Origin of the sequence: Pontibacillus sp. HN14, from assembly GCF_021129245.1 — a bacterium.
In the GTDB taxonomy this organism is placed as follows: domain Bacteria; phylum Bacillota; class Bacilli; order Bacillales; family BH030062; genus Pontibacillus.
Window position 1 is genome coordinate 57,286 of record NZ_JAJOLR010000009.1, and the last position, 22,142, is coordinate 79,427.

At 42.9% G+C, this 22,142-nt stretch carries 19 protein-coding genes; 4 read left to right on the forward strand and 15 right to left on the reverse strand.

Annotation, left to right across the window (positions count from 1 at the left end):
* Positions 1-36 precede the first annotated feature (36 nt).
* The 10 genes from flgL to LQ226_RS19525 form a co-directional block, all read right to left on the reverse strand.
* Positions 37-915, reverse strand: a complete 879-nt coding sequence (gene flgL / locus LQ226_RS19480; RefSeq protein WP_231419734.1) for a flagellar hook-associated protein FlgL — start codon at positions 913-915, stop codon at positions 37-39.
* A 17-nt stretch (positions 916-932) separates the two neighbouring features.
* Entirely contained in the window at positions 933-2,507 is a 1,575-nt protein-coding gene (gene flgK / locus LQ226_RS19485) for a flagellar hook-associated protein FlgK (protein ID WP_231419707.1), read from the reverse strand.
* A gap of 18 nt (positions 2,508-2,525) precedes the next feature.
* Entirely contained in the window at positions 2,526-3,023 is a 498-nt protein-coding gene (locus LQ226_RS19490) for a flagellar protein FlgN (protein ID WP_231419708.1), read from the reverse strand.
* A 16-nt stretch (positions 3,024-3,039) separates the two neighbouring features.
* The gene (gene flgM, locus LQ226_RS19495; RefSeq protein WP_231419709.1) at positions 3,040-3,303 is read right to left on the reverse strand and encodes a flagellar biosynthesis anti-sigma factor FlgM; all 264 of its coding nucleotides are present in this window, start codon (positions 3,301-3,303) and stop codon (positions 3,040-3,042) included.
* Positions 3,304-3,385: 82 nt separating this feature from the next.
* Complete coding sequence (locus tag LQ226_RS19500) at positions 3,386-3,787, reverse strand: TIGR03826 family flagellar region protein (protein ID WP_231419710.1); 402 nt, start codon at positions 3,785-3,787, stop codon at positions 3,386-3,388.
* 82 nt (positions 3,788-3,869) lie between these two features.
* A complete protein-coding gene (locus LQ226_RS19505) occupies positions 3,870-4,535 on the reverse strand; it encodes a ComFC family protein (protein ID WP_231419711.1) in 666 nt (221 codons plus the stop codon).
* Positions 4,536-5,951 carry an ATP-dependent helicase ComFA gene (locus LQ226_RS19510; protein WP_231419712.1) on the reverse strand — a complete coding sequence of 472 codons (1,416 nt, stop codon included), beginning with the start codon at positions 5,949-5,951 and terminating at the stop codon, positions 4,536-4,538.
* A 409-nt stretch (positions 5,952-6,360) separates the two neighbouring features.
* Positions 6,361-7,203: a DegV family protein gene (locus LQ226_RS19515; protein ID WP_231419713.1), complete on the reverse strand. Its 843-nt coding sequence runs from the start codon at positions 7,201-7,203 to the stop codon at positions 6,361-6,363.
* A gap of 515 nt (positions 7,204-7,718) precedes the next feature.
* Complete coding sequence (locus LQ226_RS19520; RefSeq protein WP_231419714.1) at positions 7,719-8,411, reverse strand: response regulator; 693 nt, start codon at positions 8,409-8,411, stop codon at positions 7,719-7,721.
* 191 nt (positions 8,412-8,602) lie between these two features.
* Positions 8,603-9,739 (reverse strand): sensor histidine kinase, encoded by a 1,137-nt coding sequence (locus tag LQ226_RS19525; protein ID WP_231419715.1) that lies wholly within the window; start codon positions 9,737-9,739, stop codon positions 8,603-8,605.
* Between the two features lie 171 nt (positions 9,740-9,910).
* On the opposite strand from LQ226_RS19525, the gene LQ226_RS19530 reads away from it, so the two are divergent.
* Both LQ226_RS19530 and LQ226_RS19535 read left to right on the forward strand, forming a co-directional pair.
* Positions 9,911-10,561 (forward strand): YigZ family protein, encoded by a 651-nt coding sequence (locus LQ226_RS19530; protein WP_231419716.1) that lies wholly within the window; start codon positions 9,911-9,913, stop codon positions 10,559-10,561.
* 4 nt (positions 10,562-10,565) lie between these two features.
* On the forward strand, positions 10,566-11,612 hold the full coding sequence (locus tag LQ226_RS19535) for an LCP family protein (protein ID WP_231419717.1): 1,047 nt from the start codon (positions 10,566-10,568) through the stop codon (positions 11,610-11,612).
* 79 nt (positions 11,613-11,691) lie between these two features.
* Here LQ226_RS19535 and LQ226_RS19540 read toward each other — a convergent pair whose 3' ends face one another.
* The 4 genes from LQ226_RS19540 to LQ226_RS19555 form a co-directional block, all read right to left on the reverse strand.
* Entirely contained in the window at positions 11,692-13,206 is a 1,515-nt protein-coding gene (locus tag LQ226_RS19540) for a glucosaminidase domain-containing protein (RefSeq protein WP_231419718.1), read from the reverse strand.
* A gap of 214 nt (positions 13,207-13,420) precedes the next feature.
* On the reverse strand, positions 13,421-14,983 hold the full coding sequence (locus LQ226_RS19545; RefSeq protein WP_231419719.1) for a phytoene desaturase family protein: 1,563 nt from the start codon (positions 14,981-14,983) through the stop codon (positions 13,421-13,423).
* Between the two features lie 377 nt (positions 14,984-15,360).
* On the reverse strand, positions 15,361-16,410 hold the full coding sequence (locus LQ226_RS19550) for a glycosyltransferase family 4 protein (protein ID WP_231419720.1): 1,050 nt from the start codon (positions 16,408-16,410) through the stop codon (positions 15,361-15,363).
* Positions 16,411-16,820: 410 nt separating this feature from the next.
* Entirely contained in the window at positions 16,821-18,044 is a 1,224-nt protein-coding gene (locus LQ226_RS19555) for an N-acetylmuramoyl-L-alanine amidase (RefSeq protein WP_231419721.1), read from the reverse strand.
* A 371-nt stretch (positions 18,045-18,415) separates the two neighbouring features.
* On the opposite strand from LQ226_RS19555, the gene secA2 reads away from it, so the two are divergent.
* Positions 18,416-20,791 (forward strand): accessory Sec system translocase SecA2, encoded by a 2,376-nt coding sequence (gene secA2 / locus LQ226_RS19560; protein ID WP_231419722.1) that lies wholly within the window; start codon positions 18,416-18,418, stop codon positions 20,789-20,791.
* 14 nt (positions 20,792-20,805) lie between these two features.
* Complete coding sequence (locus LQ226_RS19565; RefSeq protein WP_231419723.1) at positions 20,806-21,717, forward strand: accessory Sec system S-layer assembly protein; 912 nt, start codon at positions 20,806-20,808, stop codon at positions 21,715-21,717.
* Positions 21,718-21,815: 98 nt separating this feature from the next.
* Here the strand turns inward: LQ226_RS19565 and LQ226_RS19570 are convergent, their stop codons facing one another.
* On the reverse strand, positions 21,816-22,061 hold the full coding sequence (locus LQ226_RS19570) for a ribbon-helix-helix protein, CopG family (RefSeq protein ID WP_231419724.1): 246 nt from the start codon (positions 22,059-22,061) through the stop codon (positions 21,816-21,818).
* Positions 22,062-22,142 lie beyond the last annotated feature (81 nt).

A 22,142-nucleotide genomic window follows, 5' to 3' on the forward strand; every position in this document is an offset into this window, starting at 1 on the left:
GATTAGAGTAAAAAAGCTATCTGATGAACAGATAGCTTATCTTAGAAAATCCATTAATGTCGGCTGAATAATACGCGCCCCTACACTAAGTGCCGCTCGGTGCACACTTTCCTGGGTCTTTAATTTTGTAATGACTTTTTCTAACTCTGCATCTTCATTATCAGAAAGAATTCGATTAGCCATAACTTCTTGGCTTGAAAGGCGATCTTCTACAAGCTCTACTCGGTTCATACGTGCCCCGAGGTCTGCCCTGGTATTCACCACATCATTAATATTACGATCTATTGCAGCAATAGATTCCTCAAGGCCTTCTCCTGAGCTTAAGTTATCAATAAACTGATCAACATTTGCGAAAAGATCCTTCCCGAAAACCTTATTGCCGTCTACGTTAACATTTAATTTGGTTCCAGCTGAAACTTCCATGTTAACAAACTCTTGGTTAAAGTTCTTACTCAAACTTCCGTCCCCCACATTAACGGTTACAGGAGGCTCAGACGTGTTGGTTCCATTAAAGATATACTTGTTATTTACTTTCGTATTTGCAAGGTCTTTTAAATGAGCCTTAAGTTGCTTTACTTCTTCAGCTATATTCTCACGTTGCCCGGTCTCGTAAGTATCATTACTAGCCTGAACCGCTAGCTCCCGCAATCGTTGCAACGCTTTCGTTGTCTTATCAAGAGCCGCATCCGAGTTATTCATCCAATTATGAACTTCACCAATATTACGCTGAAACTGCTCAATTTCTGTTAACTGGCTCCGATAGTTCATACCTTTCATAGCGACAACAGGATCATCGGAAGGTCGGCTGATCTTCTTCCCAGTAGAAAGTTGCTCCTGATACTTACCCATTTGCTCATAGCTCTTACTCATATTACTCAGCATATTATTCGTTAACATGCTCTGCGTTACACGAATAGCCATCGATCACTCACCTACCTTCCAACCCGGCCCATGCCGTTGATTATTTTATCTAGCATCTCGTCAATCGTTGTTAAATTTCGCGCTGCTGCGTTATACGCGTGCTGGTACTTAATTATATTGGACATCTCTTCATCAAGGGACACGCCGCTTACTGATTGACGGCGTTCTTCAACAGATTGTTTCAACGTTTCAGAGTTGCCTTCTAACCGGCGGGCTTCTTGAGACTCAACTGCCATCTCGCCAATCATGCCTTCATAATAGCTATTAAAAGAGGTCGTTTTGCCATCAATGACAATGGAATCAGACGCTTCTCCAAGCTTTATAGCATTTTCTCCGCCGCCAAGCGTAGGATCATTTCCATCCGCTTCAGCCGCAATATTGAAGAGATCGTTTTTAATTCCACTTGCTACCGCCATGGAACCGGCATACCCTTCCGTTTCCGCTGATTTAGTGAAGAAGTTTCCATCATAATCCTCGTCTTCAACGCCATTCATTTCATTGAGACTCAATCCACTCTTATGAATACTGTTGAAACTATCGGCAAAGCCTGCTGCCAATTTATCTAGCTCAGTTAGCATATCGGGATAGATGCCTTGTTCTGCACCCTCAGCTTTATAACCATAGGACTCCATTAGCCCTTTCAATTTACCAGAACCTAATGCATCTAAACTCGCTCCTGACAGAGAAGAGGTAACAGCATCATCCTTTGATTTAGGATCGATCATCGCAAGCTTAGTTACGGGTCCGTCTGCGTCCTCACCGTCAGCTCCATCCGATGCATAAACGACATCAAGTTCTCTGTACGAATTATTTTTTCCATCCACCAGGGGCTCAGATGCGCCAATGATTTCGATTGTATATTTCCCTTCCGCTATCTCAAGAGAAGAATCACTCGTTTCAACTGTACTCACTTTAATGTCCACAAGCTCAGATAATTCATCCACCAGTTGATCCCGTTTGTCATAGAGATCGTTCGGTAAGTATCCGTGTGGTTCGACATCGCCAATTTGATCATTGATATCTTTAATCTGCTTAGCAATTGAACTAATATCTTTCGCTGTAATATCAATCTGATTTTTAAAATCGGTTTGAATCCCCTGTAAGGAGTCTGATAAGTAATTAAAAGTCTCAGCTACGGCTGTCCCACGTTGCCTAACGACAGAACGAGCCCCCTCATCTTTCGGATTCGTAGACAAATCCTGAAGCGACTGCCAGAACTGATCCATCGTCTTCGATAACCCATTCTCAGAAGGCTCGTTCATAATCTCTTCCATCTTCTGAAGTGCCTCAGCCTTCGTTGACCAGTAGCCTGCTTTCGTATTCTCTCCCCGGTACTGAGCGTCCAGAAAACTTTCTCTGACACGCTCGATCGTACCCGCTTCAACACCAGATCCAACCTGACCTGGAATTTCCGGACGATTTCGAGATGCTGGTGGATACGGGGCTGTTTGTTCAAAGTTCACGCGCTGCCTGGAGTAGCCAGGGGTGTTCGCGTTTGAGATGTTGTGACCTGTTGTATATAAAGCCGACTGCTGCGCGTACATGGCGCGCTTCGCGACTTCTAAACCGTTAAAAGTCGAACCCATTGCCTTTCTCCTCTCCCCTTACGCTTTCGAATCAAACATCGAACGATTTGATTCGCTTTTCGCTTGCTGTCCCTTCGGATTTCCGTAATTCATATTCTTCGTTTGAGGCTGAATCATATTAAGTGTGAGGTCTACAAACTGAAGCGATTGTTGTGTGAGCTCGGTGTTCAGCTGTTCCTGTTCTTTCAACTGTGCAAGAACCATTACAAAGGACTCAAGCAAATCAGCTAACGCTTGTTTCTCTTCGCCCTCAGGTAACACACGTAACATAGCAGAGACCGTGTACTCTTCTGTTTGGGGAGAATGGAACCGAAACCATTCTCCTACCAGCTGCGCTCGCTTACTCTCCATTCCATTAATTCCCTGCACATGCTTTCGTTCCTGAACAAGTAATGTCTGGATTGTATCGATATCATCTGATTTCAGCGCTTCTGTTTTCTTTTTAGAGAGCGTTAGCAAACTCTCATGCAAAGCGTAGTGCTTCTTTAATACTTCCAAAATAGGTTGTACGGACACGCGTCATGCCCCTCCTTTAGCGATTCTTCCAAAAGTTGACCATACTCGCTGCTGTCTGCTTCGCATCAACCTGGTATTCACCTGAATCGACCTTTTGTTTTAAGGATTCAATGTGCTGCTTTCTCGTTTCTTTCGCTTTCTGGTGTTCTTGCATCTGTTTAGCTTCATTCGAAATTTCTATTTTATCTTTTTTAGCGGACGTTTCTCCCGCTTGTTGTTGAGTATTTATGTTCTTCCTATAAGGGTTAAAGTTTGAATGATTTGGTCCGTTGATTCTCATTCCGCTCACCTCTTTCTAATTTCGATCCGTGTAAAGAGTCTACCCTTTATATCGGTATAGAAACGGATTTCTTAAGTGAGTCTTATTTCTCAAAATTGTAGTAGGTTGAAACTTTTTTGTCGTTCCCTTTAAGACTTTCAACCTTCTCTTCCTGCTCAAGATCGCTTCGAATGTCTTCTGAACACTCACCACATATTTTACCATCTGTGATAAGTGATTGACACCGTTCACAAGGATAAGCCATATTCGGAAACATAGATGTCCGTAACCGCTGCTCCTTCACAAACTTCATAATCAAATCTCGATCTACTCCAGTCGCCTCAGAAACCTGATCAATTGTCGCTGCACGGTTCTTTTGCTTTCGAATAAATTTATACACTTTATCAAACTCAGCTTCTTCTTCTTTATAGCAATTCGGGCAAATATCCTTTACATTTTTCACAAATAACGCATTACAGCGCGGGCAATTCGATAACTCTCCCATAACCAAAGTCCTCCCTTTTCTCTCTACTTCTTATATCGACAACATAGCGAGAATCAAAAGGGGGAAAGAATGAGTTTTTCAGTTATCCTCGGATTAGGGTATAAGAAAAAACAGTTGATGCTCCCGCTTCTTTTAGGAGGTGAGCTGCATGTTGAAGCGTTCTGCCTGTTGTGTAGATGTCATCGATAAGAAGAACTGGTTTTGAGATAGATGCGTTAAGCGAAAATGGATTCTCTGTGGTCATCCGATCCCGACGAGATTTTTTCGATTGTTTCTCAGAATGGATTCTACTTAAAAGATTTCCCCTTTGAAGTGGCAAAGCGTTCGCCAGAGCCTCAGATTGATTGAACCCTCGTTCTACCATACGCTCATCCGAAAGAGGAACTGGTACAAGAATTGTTTCTTCAGATACTCTCAGAGTCTCGAACCGCTTCTTGAAATCTTCCATAAACAAATCAACTAACACATAATCCCCTCGGTACTTCCACTTAGCCACAACCTCTTTCAGAAAATCGTTATACTTGTAAAGAGAGACATTCCAATCAAGACCAGCCCCTCCCCATCGAACACAGTCTTCACATATATCTTCACTATCCATCTCCCGAGAACACTGAGGACAGGTAGGCCCCTGAATGAGCACCATCTGCTCCTTACAGCCCTGACAGATCACCTCATCCTCCGGGAGCTTAAACAGATTATTCCAATTCACCTCTTTTATAATCTCAGCATCACACCATAAACAATGCATCTACTCCGCCCCCTTCTCAGCCAACTTATTCATACGGCGAATCGAATCTCGTGCATTAACCATTCCATCAGAAGCACCATTATGAAAGAACACAACATCCCCTGAAGGATCATCCGGGCTCCGCCCCGCACGACCCGCTATCTGAACAAGTGCCGCTTCATCAAACACATCATGCCCAGCATCAAGCACCGCTACATCAATAGACGGAAACGTAACCCCTCGCTCCAGAATCGTCGTCGTAATCAAAAGGTCCACCTCTTTTTCACGGAAGCGCTGAATCTTCGTCTCCCGTTCCGGATCTTCACTGTGAGCAGCTATACTACCAGGCAACTCAATCGTTAACTTCTCAGCTTTTTCAATAGTAGAAGCAAACAAAAGAACCCGACGCCCTGCCTTCTTCTTTTCTTGCAGCCACACTTTCAAACCTTTTGGCACAACACGCCTCTTCAAATCAAAACTAGAACGAAAAACCGGAACAGGCAGTGGATGACCATGAAATCGTTGAGGTACAAAAACAGTAGGAAGAATATTAAGGTGAGAGCGAATTTTGAGGTCTAACCGAGGAGTAGCCGTGAGGTAAATAAGAGAGCCATCTGTTTTCAACGCTCTGGCAGAAGAGTACGGAAGCATAGGATCAGAGTGATAAGGAAAAGCATCCACCTCATCAATAATCATCACATCAAAAGCCCTTGCGTAATAAAGTAGCTGATGAGTCGTCGCCAAAAGGAACTGAGCCCCCTCATCCACCTCCTCACTCCCCCCATAACGAGCCACAATCTTAATATCAGGGAAAGCACGAGCAAACCGAGGCCTCAACTCCCGAACCACATCAGCCCGAGGCGTAGCCAAACAAACCCGCTTCCCCTCCGCAAAAGCCTTCTCAAGCCCAGCAAACAACATCTCCGTCTTCCCAGCACCACAAACCGCCCAGACCAAAAGACGAGACCGCTCATCAACCGCCTCCCGAATCCGACCCGAAGCAGTACGCTGATATCGCGAAAGCTCCCCCTCCCAAGCACAAGCATTACTCAAACATGGAAAAGAAGCCCGCGGCCCCGTCCAAATATAAAGAGAAGAACAAAAACTCACCCGCCCCATCACCACACACTTCCGACAATACACACAATCACCACACCGACAAGGCCAAGAACCAAAAAAACGCTGCACCCGGTTCCCACAACGATGACACGTATAGTCAAAATGTTTCTTCGTAATAGCAGGAATTTTCGTAAGATACTTCTTCTGAATAAGTTCATCCTTATCAACAGGAAGCTGATGCTCAAGCAGAAGTTTACCAGAGAGGGTAAGAGAATAAGGGGATTGTTCATCAGTAGAATCATTCGGGGATAACGGCGAAACAACCAAAAACTGCCTATCATATCGGCCATCCCACCAATTGATCAAACGTTTGATCAAGAAGATTCCTCCTTTATTATTTAATTAATAAAGCTCTTAGAAAAAGAAATTCAGGATAGAAAATAGAGGTAATAAAATAATCTAGAATGAAGTAATAGAATTTGTTTTTAAGGTTGGAATAAATGTAAACGAAAACGAGGGGGAATGATTATAAATAAGTAGATTCTCACAAAGGTATCAAAACCATTAAGAGGTTGGAAATGGGAGGTTTTAAGGAGTATCTTAAAGCGGCCGTTAACCAAAATTAAGCCAGGGGTGGCAGCGGGACTGCGAGACTCCCGCGGGGCAAGGAGCCTAGGCAAGACCCCACAGAGAGCGCAAGCGAACGAGGAGGCTTGCCAGCTCCCCGCAGGAAAGCGAGTAGTCCCGCAGCCACCCCAAGCACTCCACAAAAGCAAAGGCCTACCAGCTACCGCTCAAACCACCCAATACCAAGCGCACCCTCACCTAAATGCGTCCCAATAACAGGCCCAAAATAACTAAGCACAAACTCAACATTCGGATACTTCTCCTGAAGCTCATCCAAAATCTCCTGCGCATCCTCTTCACGATTCGCATGAATAATCGTCGCCTTCATCGGCTGCCCCTTTTCAGCAACCTCTTCAAACAACCCTTTCACACGCTTAAGCGCCTTTTTGCGCGTACGAATCTTTTCAAACGGAACAATTACCTTGTCCACAAAATGAAGAACCGGCTTCACCTGAAGCAAACTCCCCACAAGCGCCTGGGCACCATTCAAACGTCCACCACGATGGAGATGAGAAAGATCATCTACCATAAAGTAAGCCCGTATCGAAGACTGCATCTCATTCACGCGCGCCATAATCTGTTCAGGCATCGCTCCATTATCAGCCATCTCAGCCGCTTCTAACACATAAAAGCCCTGAACCATACAGCTAATTTCAGAATCGAACACATGAAGGTCAATCGAATCCACCATATCATCCGCACTCGCAATTGCCTGATACGTTCCGCTAATGCCACTTGAAAGCGTGATCGCCACAACGGCATCATACTCAACCGAAAGCTCTTCTAATTTATTCGTTACAACGCCAATCGAAGGCTGAGACGTCTTCGGCAGTTCCTGAGCACCGCGCACCATATCGTAGAAATCCGAAGCGGACAAATCCATTTCCTCACGATACGTTTCTTCCCCAATCGTCACGCTCAGGGGAACCATATGAATGTTCCAGCGGTCCCGAAGCTCCTGAGGGATGTAAGCCGTACTATCCGTTAAGATCGCTGTTTTCATCTTATCGTACTCCCTTTTCATTAAAATAATTTCCATTATGTATAACCTATGAAGGTTGTCTAGTCGTTATGAAAAAATCGGTAAAGCTACTCTCATTTTACCGCAACTCCCACCCCATTGCACCCACTAAATTCAATCCCTCAAACCCCTTTATCACAGTAACAAACCACAGCGTGCCAGACACCCTGCACCCCACTAAAGAATTAAAAGATCCTACATCATTTCATTGTCTTTTGACCTTTAGGAAGTACTTTGTAACTTGAATGGTCTCCCTCCCTAACCAAACCCCAGAGTTTCCGTTATCCAAACACCGCAAAGGCGGGCTGGGAAACTGCGAGACTCCTGTGGGAAGAAGAGTTAGACGAGACCCCGCAGGGTGGTTTTCCCGAGGAGGCTCGACAGCTCGCCCACGGAAAGCGAGTAGTTTCCCAGCCCGCCTTACACTCCCCCTAAATAAACGGAAACACCCACAAAAAAAGCCCCGAAACCATTCAGGTTCCAGAGCCTTCCTCACATTATAATACTTCAACCCAACCGTTCTTAATCGCTGTCACAACAGCCTGCGTACGGTCGTTTACGTTCATTTTTTGTAAGATATTACTCACATGGTTCTTTACCGTCTTCTCACTAATATAAAGGGACTCCGCTACCCCGCGGTTGCTTTTCCCGTCTGCAAGTAACTGAAGAACTTCACACTCACGGCGTGTTAGCAGGTGAAGTGGTTTACGGTACTCAATTGTACGGCCTTGCTGGCTGCTTGAGCCGCTTCGGCTACCATCTTCTGATAGACGACGGTATTCTTTTACAAGATTATGGGTGACACGTGGATGCAAGTAAGAGCCGCCTTCGCTTACGACTTTGATTGCTTCAATTAAGGCGTCTGAATCCATTTCTTTTAATAGATATCCTTGAGCACCTGTCTTAAGAGCGTGTGTCACGTAGTTCTCATCATCGTGAATCGATAGAATGATAACCTTCATGTCCGGATATTTTGCAATCAGCTCAGCTGTTGCTTGTACCCCGTTCATTTGTGGCATGTTGATATCCATAAGCACGACGTCTGGGCGATGTTCATCTACTAAAGCCGAAGCTGATTCACCGTCGTCCCCTTCTGCTACTACATTGAAGGATGGTTCAAATTCTAAGATTCGCTTTACGCCTTCACGAAATAATTTATGGTCGTCAATTAATACTATGTTCGTATTCATGGCTCGAGCCTCCCGTGTCCATTTTCCGTTTATTTTTACAATCCTAATTTCAATTCTATAAAACAATGATCCCTAAACATTACCTATTATGTTGTTACACAATCGTCTCGGGTGGGAATACTTATCACTTATTCGTAACCATTACATTTTTATTATAATATAAAAGATTGGTAGAATATAGTCTTGCCTGATTAGTTCAGGGGCACTTGAATCATGATGATCGTACCTGAACCAACCTGAGAATCAATGGTGATCTCCCCATCAAGCATTTCTACCCGCTCTCTCATACCGACAAGTCCGAATGATTTTTCTTTCTTTTGGCTTGTGTCGAATCCTTTTCCATCATCTTTTACAATAATGTTCACTAGCGAGCGTTTCAGTTCGAATTTTACCTCAATTCGCGATGCTTCCGCGTGCTTCACAGCATTCTGCACAGCTTCTTGAACGAGTCTGAATAAAGCTACTTCGTATTTTGGATCGAGACGTTTTTCTACTCCATACGGCGTGAACGGAATTTCAATACTGTTGTACTCTTCAACAGTCGCTAAGTATTTCTTAAGCGTTGGCACAAGCCCAAGGTCATCCAAGGCCATTGGTCTTAAATCGTAAATAATACGACGCACTTCATAGAGTGCCGATCGGACCATGCCACGCACTTCCTTAATTTCTTTCAACGCTTCATTAACGCCCCGCTGCCTGAATGTCCGGTCGATTAAGTCAGAACGAAGCATCACGTTTGCGAGCATTTGCGCCGGTCCATCGTGGATCTCTCGTGATAAACGACGACGTTCCTCCTCTTGTGCCTCAATAATCTGAAGCCCAAACGCCTGCTTTTCCTTCGCATCCTCCAGTGCCTCTGTCACTTGTCTGAAGTCATCATTTAAGTAGTTAAGAACAACTGATATCTTCCCACCTAATGCATCGGCACGTTCGACCGTATCTTCAAGTTTTCTTAAGCGACGTTCTAATTCATCTCTTCGTTCCCGGAGTTGTTTTTCCTGCTCACGCTTGACGGAAAGTTGCATTTGGAGTTGATGCGTCTGCTCATACACTTCGCGAATCTCCTGCTCGGAGTAACGGTCGAAATGCTTACTAACTTCAGATAATCGCATCCTGGAGAAACGCACTTGTCGTTCTAGCGTATCTCCCGCATCTATAATTTCAACAACTTGCATTTTCGTGTCTTTCAATTCACGATCAAGTTGTTCGAACTCATTTCGGGACTGCTCGCCGATTTGAAATATTTCGTCTTTACTATTTGTCACAGTATCGATCATCTCTTGGATGATGGAATCAAGTGCTTTTTCACCAATTTTACTCTCCGGCATAAAACGTCTCCTCCATCTATTTCACATACTCATTCGTTCGACCCATGTCTATTTCTGGGGGTAATTCTTAAAAAAGTTGAAATTTATCTATATTTTGGTAAGAACAGTCAAAATGATTTGCCGTTCGACATCTACATCTTTATAATGAAGTTTTAGGAGGTTAAATGCAAGATGCTAAACAATTATCTGACAGTAAATGGTGAAGGTTTTGAAGAAATTGTTATTCAGAAGTCTCGTTTCATTGGATATGTAAAACGTGTAGAAACAGAAGAAGAAGCAAAAGCATTTGTACAAGAGATTAAGAAGAAGCACAATAACGCCACTCATAACTGCTCCGCTTATATGGTAGGAGAACATGATCAAATACAAAAAGCACACGATGACGGGGAACCAAGCGGAACCGCCGGTGTGCCGATTTTAAATGTCTTAAAGAAAAAAGGGTTAAAAGACACCGCCGTAGTCGTTACCCGTTACTTTGGGGGGATTAAACTTGGTGCCGGAGGTTTAATTCGTGCCTACTCAAGTGCAACCTCTGCAGGTCTTGAAACGACTGGTATTGTAAGACGTCAATTAATGCGAACGATGAAAGTGACAGCTGACTACACACTTCTTGGCAAGCTTGAGAACGAGCTCAGGAACAGCCAATATGCCATAAAAGGGATTGAATACCTCGAACATGTGGAAATAGAAGTATATGTAGTCGAAGGCGAAGAAGATTCGTTTACGTCTTGGATGGTCGATCTCACCAGTGACCAGGCGAAGATTACGCAAGAAGAAGTTTCCTACATGGAAACGGATGTCACGGCTGAAAAAGGAGACTAAACTCATGAAACGCAAAAGAACATCGAAGAAAAAAGTTTTTCTTTGGTCCTTTATTGTTCTTTTCTTATTAGGAGCAGGCATCGTATCAGGATATGGAGCCTACTTAACCGACAAAGCGAAACAAGCGACAACAAGCTCTCAGCTTGAGCTAAAGCGTGGCGATATGTCGAAAAAACGTGATGAAATCGTCGATCCATACCAGGACAACATCTCGATTCTATTCCTCGGCGTTGACGATAGTGAAAAGCGAGACTATGACAGTAATGCTCGCTCAGATGCAATGGTGCTCGCCACATTAAACGAGGAAGAGAAATCTATTAAACTCGTAAGCATACCCCGTGACTCTTATGCCTACATTCCACAAATGGACAAGATGGATAAAATCACTCACGCCCATGCCTACGGAGGAGTCGATTACGCGGTATCAACTGTTGAGAACTTATTTGATGTCCCTGTCGATTACTATGTACGCCTGAACTTCAATGCATTCGTTGAAACAGTGGACACCCTTGGTGGTATCGAGTTTGACGTACCGTTTGATATGACGGAGAAAAATAGTGATGACCAGCATGGCGCCATTCAGCTTGAAGAAGGGCAGCAAGATATTACCGGGGAAGAAGCTCTAGCCCTTGCTCGTTCCCGGCAGTATGACAGTGACCAGGCTCGCGGTAAACGACAAATGGAGATTCTTCAATCGATCTTTGACGAAGCGTCAGACATGAAATCCGTTACCAAATACGGCTCTCTGATTGATTCGATCGGTAACAATATGAAGACAAACATGAGCTTTGATGAAATGAGCGCACTTCACAATTACGTACTAAACCGTAATATCTCGTTTGAAACGATGCAGCTAGACGGGGAAGGTACCTATATAAACGATCTCTATTATTTCAAAGTATACGATGACAGCCTCGCTTCCATTCAAAATGAGTTACAAACACACCTTGATCTAACCCAACCCAATGACACCATAGATGAGAAAAATAAAAAGGATAGCTCCTATGCTAAAAAATCATCTTCAGAAAAAGAAGAAGACAAAGATTATTAATAGCAAAAGCTGTCTTAAAATAGGAATGGTAGCAAGGAAAACCTTGCTACCATTTTTTATATCTTATTCTTCTGTAGAATTAGTTAGATTCTGAAGAAGTTTCTACATCTGTTGTGCCTTCCTCTTTATCACTAAAGTCCTTCTCACCTGCTTGAGGCTCTTCCTTTTCTCCAGCATCTGCCACCGGATCCGGTTCCCCTGTTAACAAGTTACGGTCTTTATTTCCTAACCAATTATCAGCACGGTACATATGACCGGCGATCTTTTGACCCCAATACGGATCAGATGCATATTTTACGTTCATACCTTCAGCTTTATTCCCAAGATAGTCCCCATTGGATCTATAGTCTGTACCAATTTCCCCCAGATAATTCTGAGACACAAACTGAGCTGCATATAGGATATTCGCTTCAACGGAAATGAATTTGTCCGCATTCACATAAGGGTTATCGTCACTTGCATTCAAGCCAAAGAAGTTGTTCTTATCCTGCGCAATACGACTTAATCCCCACGCACTTTCGTGGATCGCGTGTGCCATTAAATAAAGGGCGTTCACACCGTATTTCTCTTGTGCTTTCATGAACGCTTCTCCCTGCCCAACAAGAGGGCTATTTGGGGCGTTCTCTTTAATATACTGATCGATATCTTCTGCAGTATAATCCGTTTTTGTTTTTAATGATAACTGGTTAAACATTGGTGTATCTGTATCATTCAGGTGAACAATCCCATCTGGAGTATATACCTTTTCCCCTTCTGCCATGGACTCCGGTGCATCTCCGTAGGTATAGCTCACATAATATCCGTTATAAAATAGGTGGTGAACAAGTTCTCCGTTTTGATTCGTATAATACGACTGTCCATCAATAAACTGAGGAGGAAGCAAATAAACATCAGTTGGCTTTACATACAATACCTCACCTGCCAACCGTACTTTCAGTGAATTTCCTCCCTCAGATCCGATATACTCTAGTTCAGCATCGCTATTCACATACGTAACCGATGAATTTAAATTCTTATCGGCATACAAAATCGTAAACTTCTTCGTACGCGCGAGTCCCTCAGGAATCCATACGACCTCATTGCGATAGAAGATCACTTCACTTCCGTCTTGCAACGCATCAGCTTTTGCTTCAGCAAATGTGTCAAACGACCTTCCATATGTATAAGAATCTTTCCCACTCATCTTAGCAATTTGATAATCTCTCGATACATTGAACGATTTTTTTACTGAGAATTCCATAGGTTTATTTCCTTGTTCAGAACGTAATCCTTGTTTCACGTATAACGTATAAGTTTGGCCCACCGTGTAGTCTTGACTCGGTACGACACGGATCGCCTTCTTATCTTCTGTTTGTTGCAACGTTACGGCGTGGCGCTCCCCGCTTGAGCTATTCTCCACATAAACCTGATCCTTATTTACACTTTCAGGTTTTACTGGTGTATTCAATTGAATCGTCCACACCTTATCCGTCTGTACGTTCATCCTTTTACCCCAATCTTGCCAGGATTGACTAGCCGCCTGCGCAACTTCCGTCATCCCAAAGAACGTAACAAGTAAAACGACACTAAACACCCAAACCATTGCCTTTCTCATCTCGTATGTCCTCCCCGTTTCATAGAATCTACCATCTATTATAAATAGAATAGAGGTAGATTCATAGAGGGCTTTGGAATTTAAGGCAAAATTTGAGAGCTTTTTGTAGAATACTTGAAAAGAATCATCTAAATTCCAGGGAATATTACTGCTTTTTTGACACAGTATTTCCCGGGAAAACCTTTTGTGCGTTTTTTCGACGGTAAAGGGAAATCTAAGTCAATTTATGCGCCAACAAGTACCCTGATGTCGCATTCAATCCTCCACCAGGCCACGTAGCTGCGCCTACCATATATAAATTCTTAATCGGAGTATGATATCTTGAATACCCGGGTACAGGGCGGAACGCATAATTCTGATGAAGATGATGACTCCCGCTCACACTATCTCCCCCAACTAAATTCGGGTTATCCGCCTCTAAATCTCCAGGAGATAGAACGATTTTATGAGATAACACTTCTCTGACATTCGGAGCATAGTGTGCAAGTTTATCCAGGACCCGTTCCGCGTAAGCTTCCTTGATATCCTCCCAGCCCCCAGGTGCAATTTCCCCCAGACTATCTTCCTTAACGCTCGCAGGTAGCGCTCGAACCTGAATCCAGAGGGTATGCTTCCCCTCCGGCGCCCTTGAAGCATCAATGGTTGTAGGTTGACCAACCACGAGCAACGGACTATTTGGCAACACCCCGTTCAGGCTTTGCGTATACGTACGAGACAAATCTTCCACATAAGGGCCAATATGAATGTAAGCAAAATCTCCATATTCTTCACCTGCTTTCCACTCAAGAGGCGAGTCTAATTCGAGGTGAACCATCATGGTACCTGGGCCATACTGATAGTTCTTTGCCTTCTCCACATAAGAGGAATCGATTTTCTTCTGATCAAGCAACCGGGTAATAAGCTGGGTCGGCGTTACATTCCCAATAACCGCTTTCTTCGCATAAGCTATTTCACCTGAAGTAAGCTTAACGCCAACCGCTTTTCCGTCCTCAACAAGGATCTCATCCACATCAGCCCCTGTGCGAACCACTCCTCCCCTCTTTTCAATCCCTTTAATTAAGCTATTCATCAACTGTCCTATTCCACCTCTGGAGAAAGCCATCCCATTGCGCTGATTTAAAACCGACTCAAGAAACGGAAAGACAGCACCGTTTGACACATCCGGTGCAAAGTCCAAATGAAAGCCCCACGGAACTATGAGAGATTTCATCTTCTTCTCCGTAAACCAACGATCTACAAACTCTCGAGGTGATTGAAGCAACTGGCTTCCAAGCTGAAGCAGCCCGCTAATCTTAAAATGACGGTACATCTTCCAAAACTGTTTCCCCGCCTCAAATGAAGGAAGTTCCATTTGCATGAGCGGCATAAAATAAGGAGCGGTCTGATCAAAGTAATCGTTTAACCGAACCCATGAGTCAGCATCCCCTTGAGAAAAAGCAGAAAGGGTTTGATACGTCTTCTCACGATCCTGATAAATCCCAAGCCCCGTCCCATCCGGAAACACACTCGCATAAGGATGATCACTCACAACCGGCTCAAACCCATGCTCTAAAAGCTCCTCCTTATACTCCTCATAAAACTGAGATCCTAAAAACAACCCAATATTCATCGCATACAAATCATGAACAAACCCATTAGCCTCCACCGACTTCGAAGCACCCCCAGGCAAATCCGCCTTCTCAAGCACCAACACCCGAAAGCCCTTCTCAGCCAACATAAAGGCAGAAACCAACCCATTATGCCCACTACCAATCACAACCACATCCACATTCTCCATCCACTCACCCCTCGCTCTTCTTTAATAAGATCTATAACCATACCACCATTAGAGGGATATAAACGTGTATGGGCACATGGATAAGTTTCATGGAGTTATCTTCAATTACGGGATGTTTCTTGGATCTTGTTGAGGAGGGATTTTCTAGCATTGCTTTTTGTTTAGCCATCTTACCGCAAAGGGTGGACGAGGTAACGGCGAGACTCCCGCGGAAAGACGGGATTCCGTGATCCCACAGAGAGCGTAGCGAACGAGGAAGCTCGGGAGAACGTCCGCAGGAAAGCGAGTGTTTTCCCCAACATACCTTCCTCTCACTAAAGCAAACAAAAACGAGCCCACAAAAAAGCACCAGCGCAAAAGTGCGCTGGTGCTAATATTTATCGCTTCGTACGATAATCACGTATTAAATTCAAGATTGGACGGTAATTTTGACTAATTAACCCTGTCACTTCAACCACAAGCTCGATTAAAATGAGCAGCGTAAACAGGACAAATACGGATCCAAACATAGTAGCCTGGGAGAAAATAACCGCCGCTAAGCTAAACAGCGCAGCCATTGCATAAATCATAAGAACCGTCTCAGGATGAGTATATCCTAATCGTAGCAAGCAATGGTGCAAGTGAGATTTATCTGGCGACGATAGCGGTTTGCGTTGAACAAACCTTCTCACAATCGCGAAAATCGTATCAGAAATTGGAACGCCTAGAATAATAACCGGGATAATGAACGAGAATAACGTAATGTTCTTAAAGCCAAGGAGAGATAGAACACTAATAATGAAGCCTAAGAATAAAGCTCCTGTGTCTCCCATAAAGATCTTAGCCGGATAGAAGTTGTAAACAAGAAAGCCTAACGTACTTCCTAGTGTAATCAGACCGACCATGGAAACAAAGATATCGCCCATTGAAATCGCCATACCTGAGATGGTTAACAAAGCAATTGACGATACGCCAGCTGCTAACCCATCAAGACCATCAATTAAATTGATCGCGTTTGTAATCCCTACAATCCAAAGAATCGTAATGGGGATACTAAACCAACCAAACTGGAGAGTATCTCCAAATGGAATGTTGATGTACTCAACTTTCACATTTCCAGCTATAACGACAATAAGAGCAGCCGCAAGCTGACCTGCCATCTTCCACTTTGGCGATAGCTCCTTCATATCATCAAGCACGCCCGTTATGATAATGATCGTGCTTCCGATGATTAGCGGCCAGGTATAAGGTGAATCAGGGTAGAATAGAAGGACGCCTGCGATAAAACTAAGAAATATCGCTAAGCCACCTAAACGTGGCATTAATTTTTGGTGTACTTTTCGTTCATTCGGTTTATCCGTCGCTCCAATTTTAACAGCTAACTTCTTCACAACAGGTGTGATGAGGATTGAAGCAATGAAACATAATAATAAGGCCTTAAACTCCATTTTAAAGACCCTCCTCGGTTCTAGTATGTCCAATTTTGGTGATCACGAAGCAGTTATTACTTTCCAAATTCATGTATATGGTTCTTCATTTCTGTGCAAACTAACAATAGGATTATAACATAACGGGGCTGCGGCTAGAATATCGGATTTACACTTTTATTTACCTTTTTTTGTCGACTCTAAACGACGTTTCTCGAAAGAAGTATGTAAAAGCCTTTGTCGAACGGTAGCAAACATTCCATCTTTTTATTAGACGATCCTTCACCATTATAAGTTTCACCATTTTTAATTATGTATAAAATTCGTTTAGAATCGTTTCATTTATGACTGTCGCGGGTATTAAATTAACTAAGAGCTAATTAAACATAAAAAAAGAAGACACCCTTAACGTATAAGGATGCCTTGTCAGTTTAGTTTACTTCTTCTTCGTAGTAGTCGACAATCCCTTGAGTAATCGCTTGTGCGTAAAGATCACGGTAATGATCTGACGTAAGCTTTTCGTAATCTTCACTGTTTGTAACGAATCCAAGCTCAACTAGAACACTTGGCAATGTATTGTAATGAATGACGTGCCAGTTGTTATCCTTCACACCACGGTCATACATATCTACAACATCGACCAGTTGCCTTTGGATTTTATCAGCTAGAATACGCCCTTCTTCCACATTACTTAACTTCCTTGTATCGTAAAATACTTCAGAACCTTTCGCACTGCGGTAAGCTGCATTCGTGTGAATACTTACAAAGAGATCTCCATTTACTTCTTGCGCATAGTCCACACGTCCTTGAAGCGTCACGAACTTGTCTGAGTCACGCGTCATAATCGGTGTTGCACCTAGCTCTTTCAAACGCTCAGCTACACGCTGGGATACATCTAAATTAATTTCCTTTTCTTGTGTGCCTCGGTCTTGTGCACCTGGATCATGGTCCCCATGTCCAGCATCGATAACAACACGTTGTCCTTCGATAGCTGTACCGCCTTCTTTACGCAGTTTCATATAGGTCTTATGCACATAACCTGTCTTTCCACCATACTCAATTTCTGCCCAGAAACCGTCAAAATCATAAACTTTTACTTTTTCGCCTCGTGAAATCGAACCCATTCTTTCATAATTTGCACTCGGTCCACTACGTACATTTAATATATCCGCTGTGACCGTTCCAGTTGATAAGATCTCTTTCTCTTCAATTGGTTTTTCTTCTGGTTCTTCTGGTTGTTCAGGATCTGGCTTTGTTTGTGGCTTTTCCTCGTACTGTTTAATGCGGAACTTCTTCTTGTACCCTTTTTCCATCTCTTTACCTTGCGCAGATGAAATTTCCTTCTTCACTGAAAGCTGATAGTACTCCTCACTATTGTATCCGTCTTTAGGAGGGTGAATGGTAATCTTCTTCCCATCAGCACTCACGTCAAATGAAGGAGTGTACTGTCCATTGTTTAATGTTCGAACTGAAATGTTATCTTTGACCGTTGCTTCATTAATTGATGTGTTGAATTCAATTGTCCATGTCTTATCTGGTTCTACGTCTGATGCGTCAGGTAATTCTACCCATTCTGTCTCTGCTTGGGCTATTACCGGTGCTAAAAACAAAACAAATAAACTTAGAAGGGTCCCTACGAAATGTCTAGCTGTCATCTAAGTTCCTCCAATTCATGGTTAATCTAGCATAGATGATAGCACGAATAAGAGGGAAAATTCTAGCCTTATTGATAAATTTAGGAAAATTTATGGACTTCTTTACACGTTTGTGTCGTTTTTTACAAATCTTTTATCGAATCCTGTTGAATTTCATATTGTCTTTCACTTAACTTGAAGCTTTTTTAACCTAACGTTTCTATAAAGCTACAAAGCACTCCCTCCCCATCCATTTATTCTCCTAGGAATCTACCATTTTTCCCTGAAAAACCTCTTCCATCCCTGCCAAATCTAGTAAGACCATGGTGAATATCCTGAAATTTCGTGATATACTAATAATCGGTAATTACAGACATTGAGGAGCGTATAGTATGCTTGAGACGATAAAGCAATATTACGGAGATAAGAAGTCAGAGCGTCAGTTAAAAATCTATAAGAAGAATGTCGACACCATTAATGAATGGGAACATAAAATTGAAACCTTAACAGATGAAGAACTTCAACATAAAACTGTTGAATTTAAAGAACGAATAGCAGAAGGAGCTACCGTTGATACCATAAAAGAAGAAGCGTTTGCTGTAGTACGTGAGGCTGCCAAACGTAAATTAGGCATGCGCCATTATGATGTGCAGTTAATCGGCGGACTTGTTTTGCTTGAAGGAAATATCGCTGAAATGATGACGGGAGAAGGAAAAACACTCGTTGCTTCCCTTCCAAGTTATTTACGAGCACTAGAAGGCAAAGGTGTCCACGTTATTACAGTGAACGAATACTTAGCCCAACGTGACCGGGAGTTAATTGGTCCGATCCACGAATTTTTAGGCCTTACGGTTGGCTTAAATATTACCCAGATGTCACCTGAAGAGAAAAAGCAAGCTTATCAGGCAGACATCACCTACGGCATCGGAACAGAGTTTGGCTTTGATTACCTTCGGGATAACATGGCTCAACAACCGGCACAACGCGTTCAGCGCCCCTATCATTATGCCATTGTCGATGAAATTGATAGTGTGCTAGTTGATGAAGCCAAAACCCCGCTTATTATTGCCGGTAAAACAATGGCAAGCCCTCAACTGCACCGCGTTTGTGCAAAGCTCGCCAAATCATTTAAAGCAGAACGAGATTACAACTTCGACGTTACTACAAAGGCTACTAGTCTGACTGAAGATGGAATTACGAAGGTGGAACGTGCCTTTGGTGTAGATAATCTATTTGAATTAGAGCACCAAACGCTTTATCACTATATGATCCAAGGCGTTCGTGCACACGTCATGTTCGAGCGCGACGTGGATTACATTGTTGATGAAGGTCAGGTTAAACTGATCGATATGTTCACAGGACGTATGATGGAAGGGCGCACCCTTTCAGACGGATTACACCAGGCCATCGAAGCCAAGGAAGGCCTTGAAATTACAGAAGAGAACAAGACACAAGCCAACATTACAATCCAAAACTACTTCCGCATGTACCCGATCCTCTCAGGTATGACAGGTACAGCCAAAACGGAAGAGAAGGAATTCCAGCATACGTACAACATGGATGTTATTCAAATTCCTACGAATAAGCCTATCATTCGTCAGGATCTTGAAGATTATATTTATGCTACCAAAGAGCAGAAATATAAAGCCATGCTTGATGATGTGAAAGAACGTCACAGCAATGGGCAACCCATCTTAATTGGTACCACCTCCATTCTTCAGTCTGAGACAGTAGCAAACTATCTTGATGAAGAGAACATTCCTTATGAACTATTGAATGCCAAGAGTGTGGAACAAGAAGTACGCCTAATTTCTCTTGCAGGTCAAAAAGGACAAGTCACAATCGCCACCAACATGGCCGGTCGTGGTACAGACATTATGCTTGGAGAGGGCGCTGCAGAGGCAGGCGGTCTTCACGTCCTAGGTACTGAGCGTCATGAATCTCGTCGTATTGATAATCAGCTAAAGGGGCGCTCCGGTCGCCAGGGTGATCCTGGTTCTACGCAGTTTATCATTTCTATGGAAGATGATATGATGCATCGTTTCGCACAGGAAGAAACCGAACGTAAGATGAAATCATTGAAAACTGATGATACGGGTCTTGTGTTAAATAAAGATATCTATAAGTTTATCGATACAGTACAGCGCATTTCTGAAGGAAGCAACTTTAACATTCGCGAATTCAACCTAAAACTAGACGACGTAATTAACGACCAGCGCGGAGTCATTTATACATTACGTAATCAGTTCTTAGAATCTAAATCTTCTTTAGAACTTGTTCTTCCTTATATCACGGACTACCTTCTTGATGTCGTCGAGAAAGAATGTCCGGAAACCATTGTCCCTGAGAAATGGAACCTTGGTCATTTGGAAACAGAAATTAATCGTGCTGCACCATTAATCGAGACCAATTTAACGGAACAATCCTTCGAAAGCATCGATGATGTGAAGGATTACGTTCAGAAAATCGCAGACGAATATACGACAAAAATTGAAGTCCTTAGTAAAAACATCATGTTACAAAATCGCTTAAAACAAGTTTCTATCGCGGTTATTGACCGACAGTGGATTCGTCACCTTGAGATGATGAACCGTCTGCGTGAAGGAATTGGCATGCGCCAATATCAACAAGAAGACCCTCTTCGCCTTTACCAGAATGAAGGTCTTGATGTGTTCCATCACACAATGTTTGAAGTTAAACGAGAAATGGTTCTTCAACTCTCCCGCTTTGTCCAGGGAATTCGCAATAAAAAGCAAACGAAATCATAAAGGAGGAACCCGTCATGCTAAACTTTTTAAAGCGCAACAAGAAAGATTCAGACAATCAGCATAAGCCTTCCAACGATTCGACTGTTGATGCGGAGGATTTAATTGAAGGGGTAGAATCAGACTCTTCATCGGAAGAAGTAGAGACGGAACTATCTATCAATCCAGATTGGAAGCTTGCTGAAGAAGATGTATATGTCTACCGTTTTATGAACAATGAACACCCGCCATTAAAGCCTAATCAACTTTCATTAGGCGCATTTGAGTTAACGAAAATGGACGACGAGATTGCTGCCGGTGCCTTTGTTCGTAACTCTTTGAATAAGAAGATTACATTTAATGAAACGACTATTCTTTTAATGAAGACAGATGGAACTAAACTCGGACGAAAAGAATTCGATTTATCTAAAGTAGGCGAACTTCCTGCTCGCTCTAGCCGTCCTCACTTATTTATCTTTGACAAGAAGGAATTATTCGTTCCGATTGAGGAAGTACCGACAGAGGACTGGAAGTTAGCATTCGAATTGAAGAAAAGCTCTCAAAAGCATACTCTTGAACTAGAAGAAAGCTGGCAGAAATCCATGGCTAGTGAAGATTTCGAGAAATTAAAAGACTATACAGAGTCCCTCAAACCGCCTAAGCCAGGTGAAGTGAACTTTATGGGGTTAAAAGCTCACCAAACCGATAGCGGAGATCTTCACGTCACGATGTTAATCCGAAACGGAAGTAAAAAAGGCATTCACCTTCAACAGCTACCTCTTCAATTTGAGGATGCAAGTGGCGAAGTTGTAGCCAAGGGTGGCTTTAAGCTAGAAAACTTTGAAGTGTCAGCGAACACTAGTAAACCTTGGACCTTTATCTTCCCGAAAACTATGATTCAAACCTCAGAGTTAGATTTAAGCAAGTGGAAAGCTTATCCGGTTCAGTAACGTCAAAAAGCTGCTTCTCTAAATAAGAGAAGCAGCTTTTTTTGCCGTCAAACCTACTAACGCAGGTTCACTAGTGGTGCTAAGTATAGGGTGAAGCTTTACTTTTGTTGGTCCTTACTCATTTGTTTCGCCTCTTCAAGAGCTTCAATGTTGCTCTTGATTAACTGGTAAACACTTATGTTTGGATTTCCAACGGACTGTTCTGTACTTTCTAGCTGATGAAGAAAGAAGCTAGCAGAAAAAGAAAGAAACGCACTCTTACTAATTCCAAGCTCTTGTGTTTTTTCATCTATTTTGTGAAACAAGTCTTCTTCAACAGAAACACTTATCTTTTTCTTCTTCATAACACCAACCTCCTTCTATTATCATAAGTTTCTGGGTATCTGTTGTAAAGTGTATTCCGACCCGTAACCCTTGATTTCTCC

Excerpts from the sequence above, each read along its gene's own strand:
- LQ226_RS19565 (WP_231419723.1), top strand. The coding sequence starts at position 20,806 with ATGCTAAACTTTTTAAAGCGCAACAAGAAAGATTCAGACAATCAGCAT.
- LQ226_RS19520 (WP_231419714.1), bottom strand. The coding sequence starts at position 8,411 with ATGAATACGAACATAGTATTAATTGACGACCATAAATTATTTCGTGAA.
- LQ226_RS19555 (WP_231419721.1), bottom strand. The coding sequence starts at position 18,044 with ATGACAGCTAGACATTTCGTAGGGACCCTTCTAAGTTTATTTGTTTTG.
- LQ226_RS19540 (WP_231419718.1), bottom strand. The coding sequence starts at position 13,206 with ATGAGAAAGGCAATGGTTTGGGTGTTTAGTGTCGTTTTACTTGTTACG.
- secA2 (WP_231419722.1), top strand. The coding sequence starts at position 18,416 with ATGCTTGAGACGATAAAGCAATATTACGGAGATAAGAAGTCAGAGCGT.
- flgK (WP_231419707.1), bottom strand. The coding sequence starts at position 2,507 with ATGGGTTCGACTTTTAACGGTTTAGAAGTCGCGAAGCGCGCCATGTAC.
- LQ226_RS19550 (WP_231419720.1), bottom strand. The coding sequence starts at position 16,410 with ATGGAGTTTAAGGCCTTATTATTATGTTTCATTGCTTCAATCCTCATC.
- LQ226_RS19535 (WP_231419717.1), top strand. The coding sequence starts at position 10,566 with ATGAAACGCAAAAGAACATCGAAGAAAAAAGTTTTTCTTTGGTCCTTT.
- LQ226_RS19545 (WP_231419719.1), bottom strand. The coding sequence starts at position 14,983 with ATGGAGAATGTGGATGTGGTTGTGATTGGTAGTGGGCATAATGGGTTG.
- LQ226_RS19525 (WP_231419715.1), bottom strand. The coding sequence starts at position 9,739 with ATGCCGGAGAGTAAAATTGGTGAAAAAGCACTTGATTCCATCATCCAA.
- flgM (WP_231419709.1), bottom strand. The coding sequence starts at position 3,303 with ATGAGAATCAACGGACCAAATCATTCAAACTTTAACCCTTATAGGAAG.
- LQ226_RS19570 (WP_231419724.1), bottom strand. The coding sequence starts at position 22,061 with ATGAAGAAGAAAAAGATAAGTGTTTCTGTTGAAGAAGACTTGTTTCAC.
- LQ226_RS19505 (WP_231419711.1), bottom strand. The coding sequence starts at position 4,535 with ATGCATTGTTTATGGTGTGATGCTGAGATTATAAAAGAGGTGAATTGG.
- LQ226_RS19500 (WP_231419710.1), bottom strand. The coding sequence starts at position 3,787 with ATGGGAGAGTTATCGAATTGCCCGCGCTGTAATGCGTTATTTGTGAAA.
- LQ226_RS19530 (WP_231419716.1), top strand. The coding sequence starts at position 9,911 with ATGCTAAACAATTATCTGACAGTAAATGGTGAAGGTTTTGAAGAAATT.
- LQ226_RS19515 (WP_231419713.1), bottom strand. The coding sequence starts at position 7,203 with ATGAAAACAGCGATCTTAACGGATAGTACGGCTTACATCCCTCAGGAG.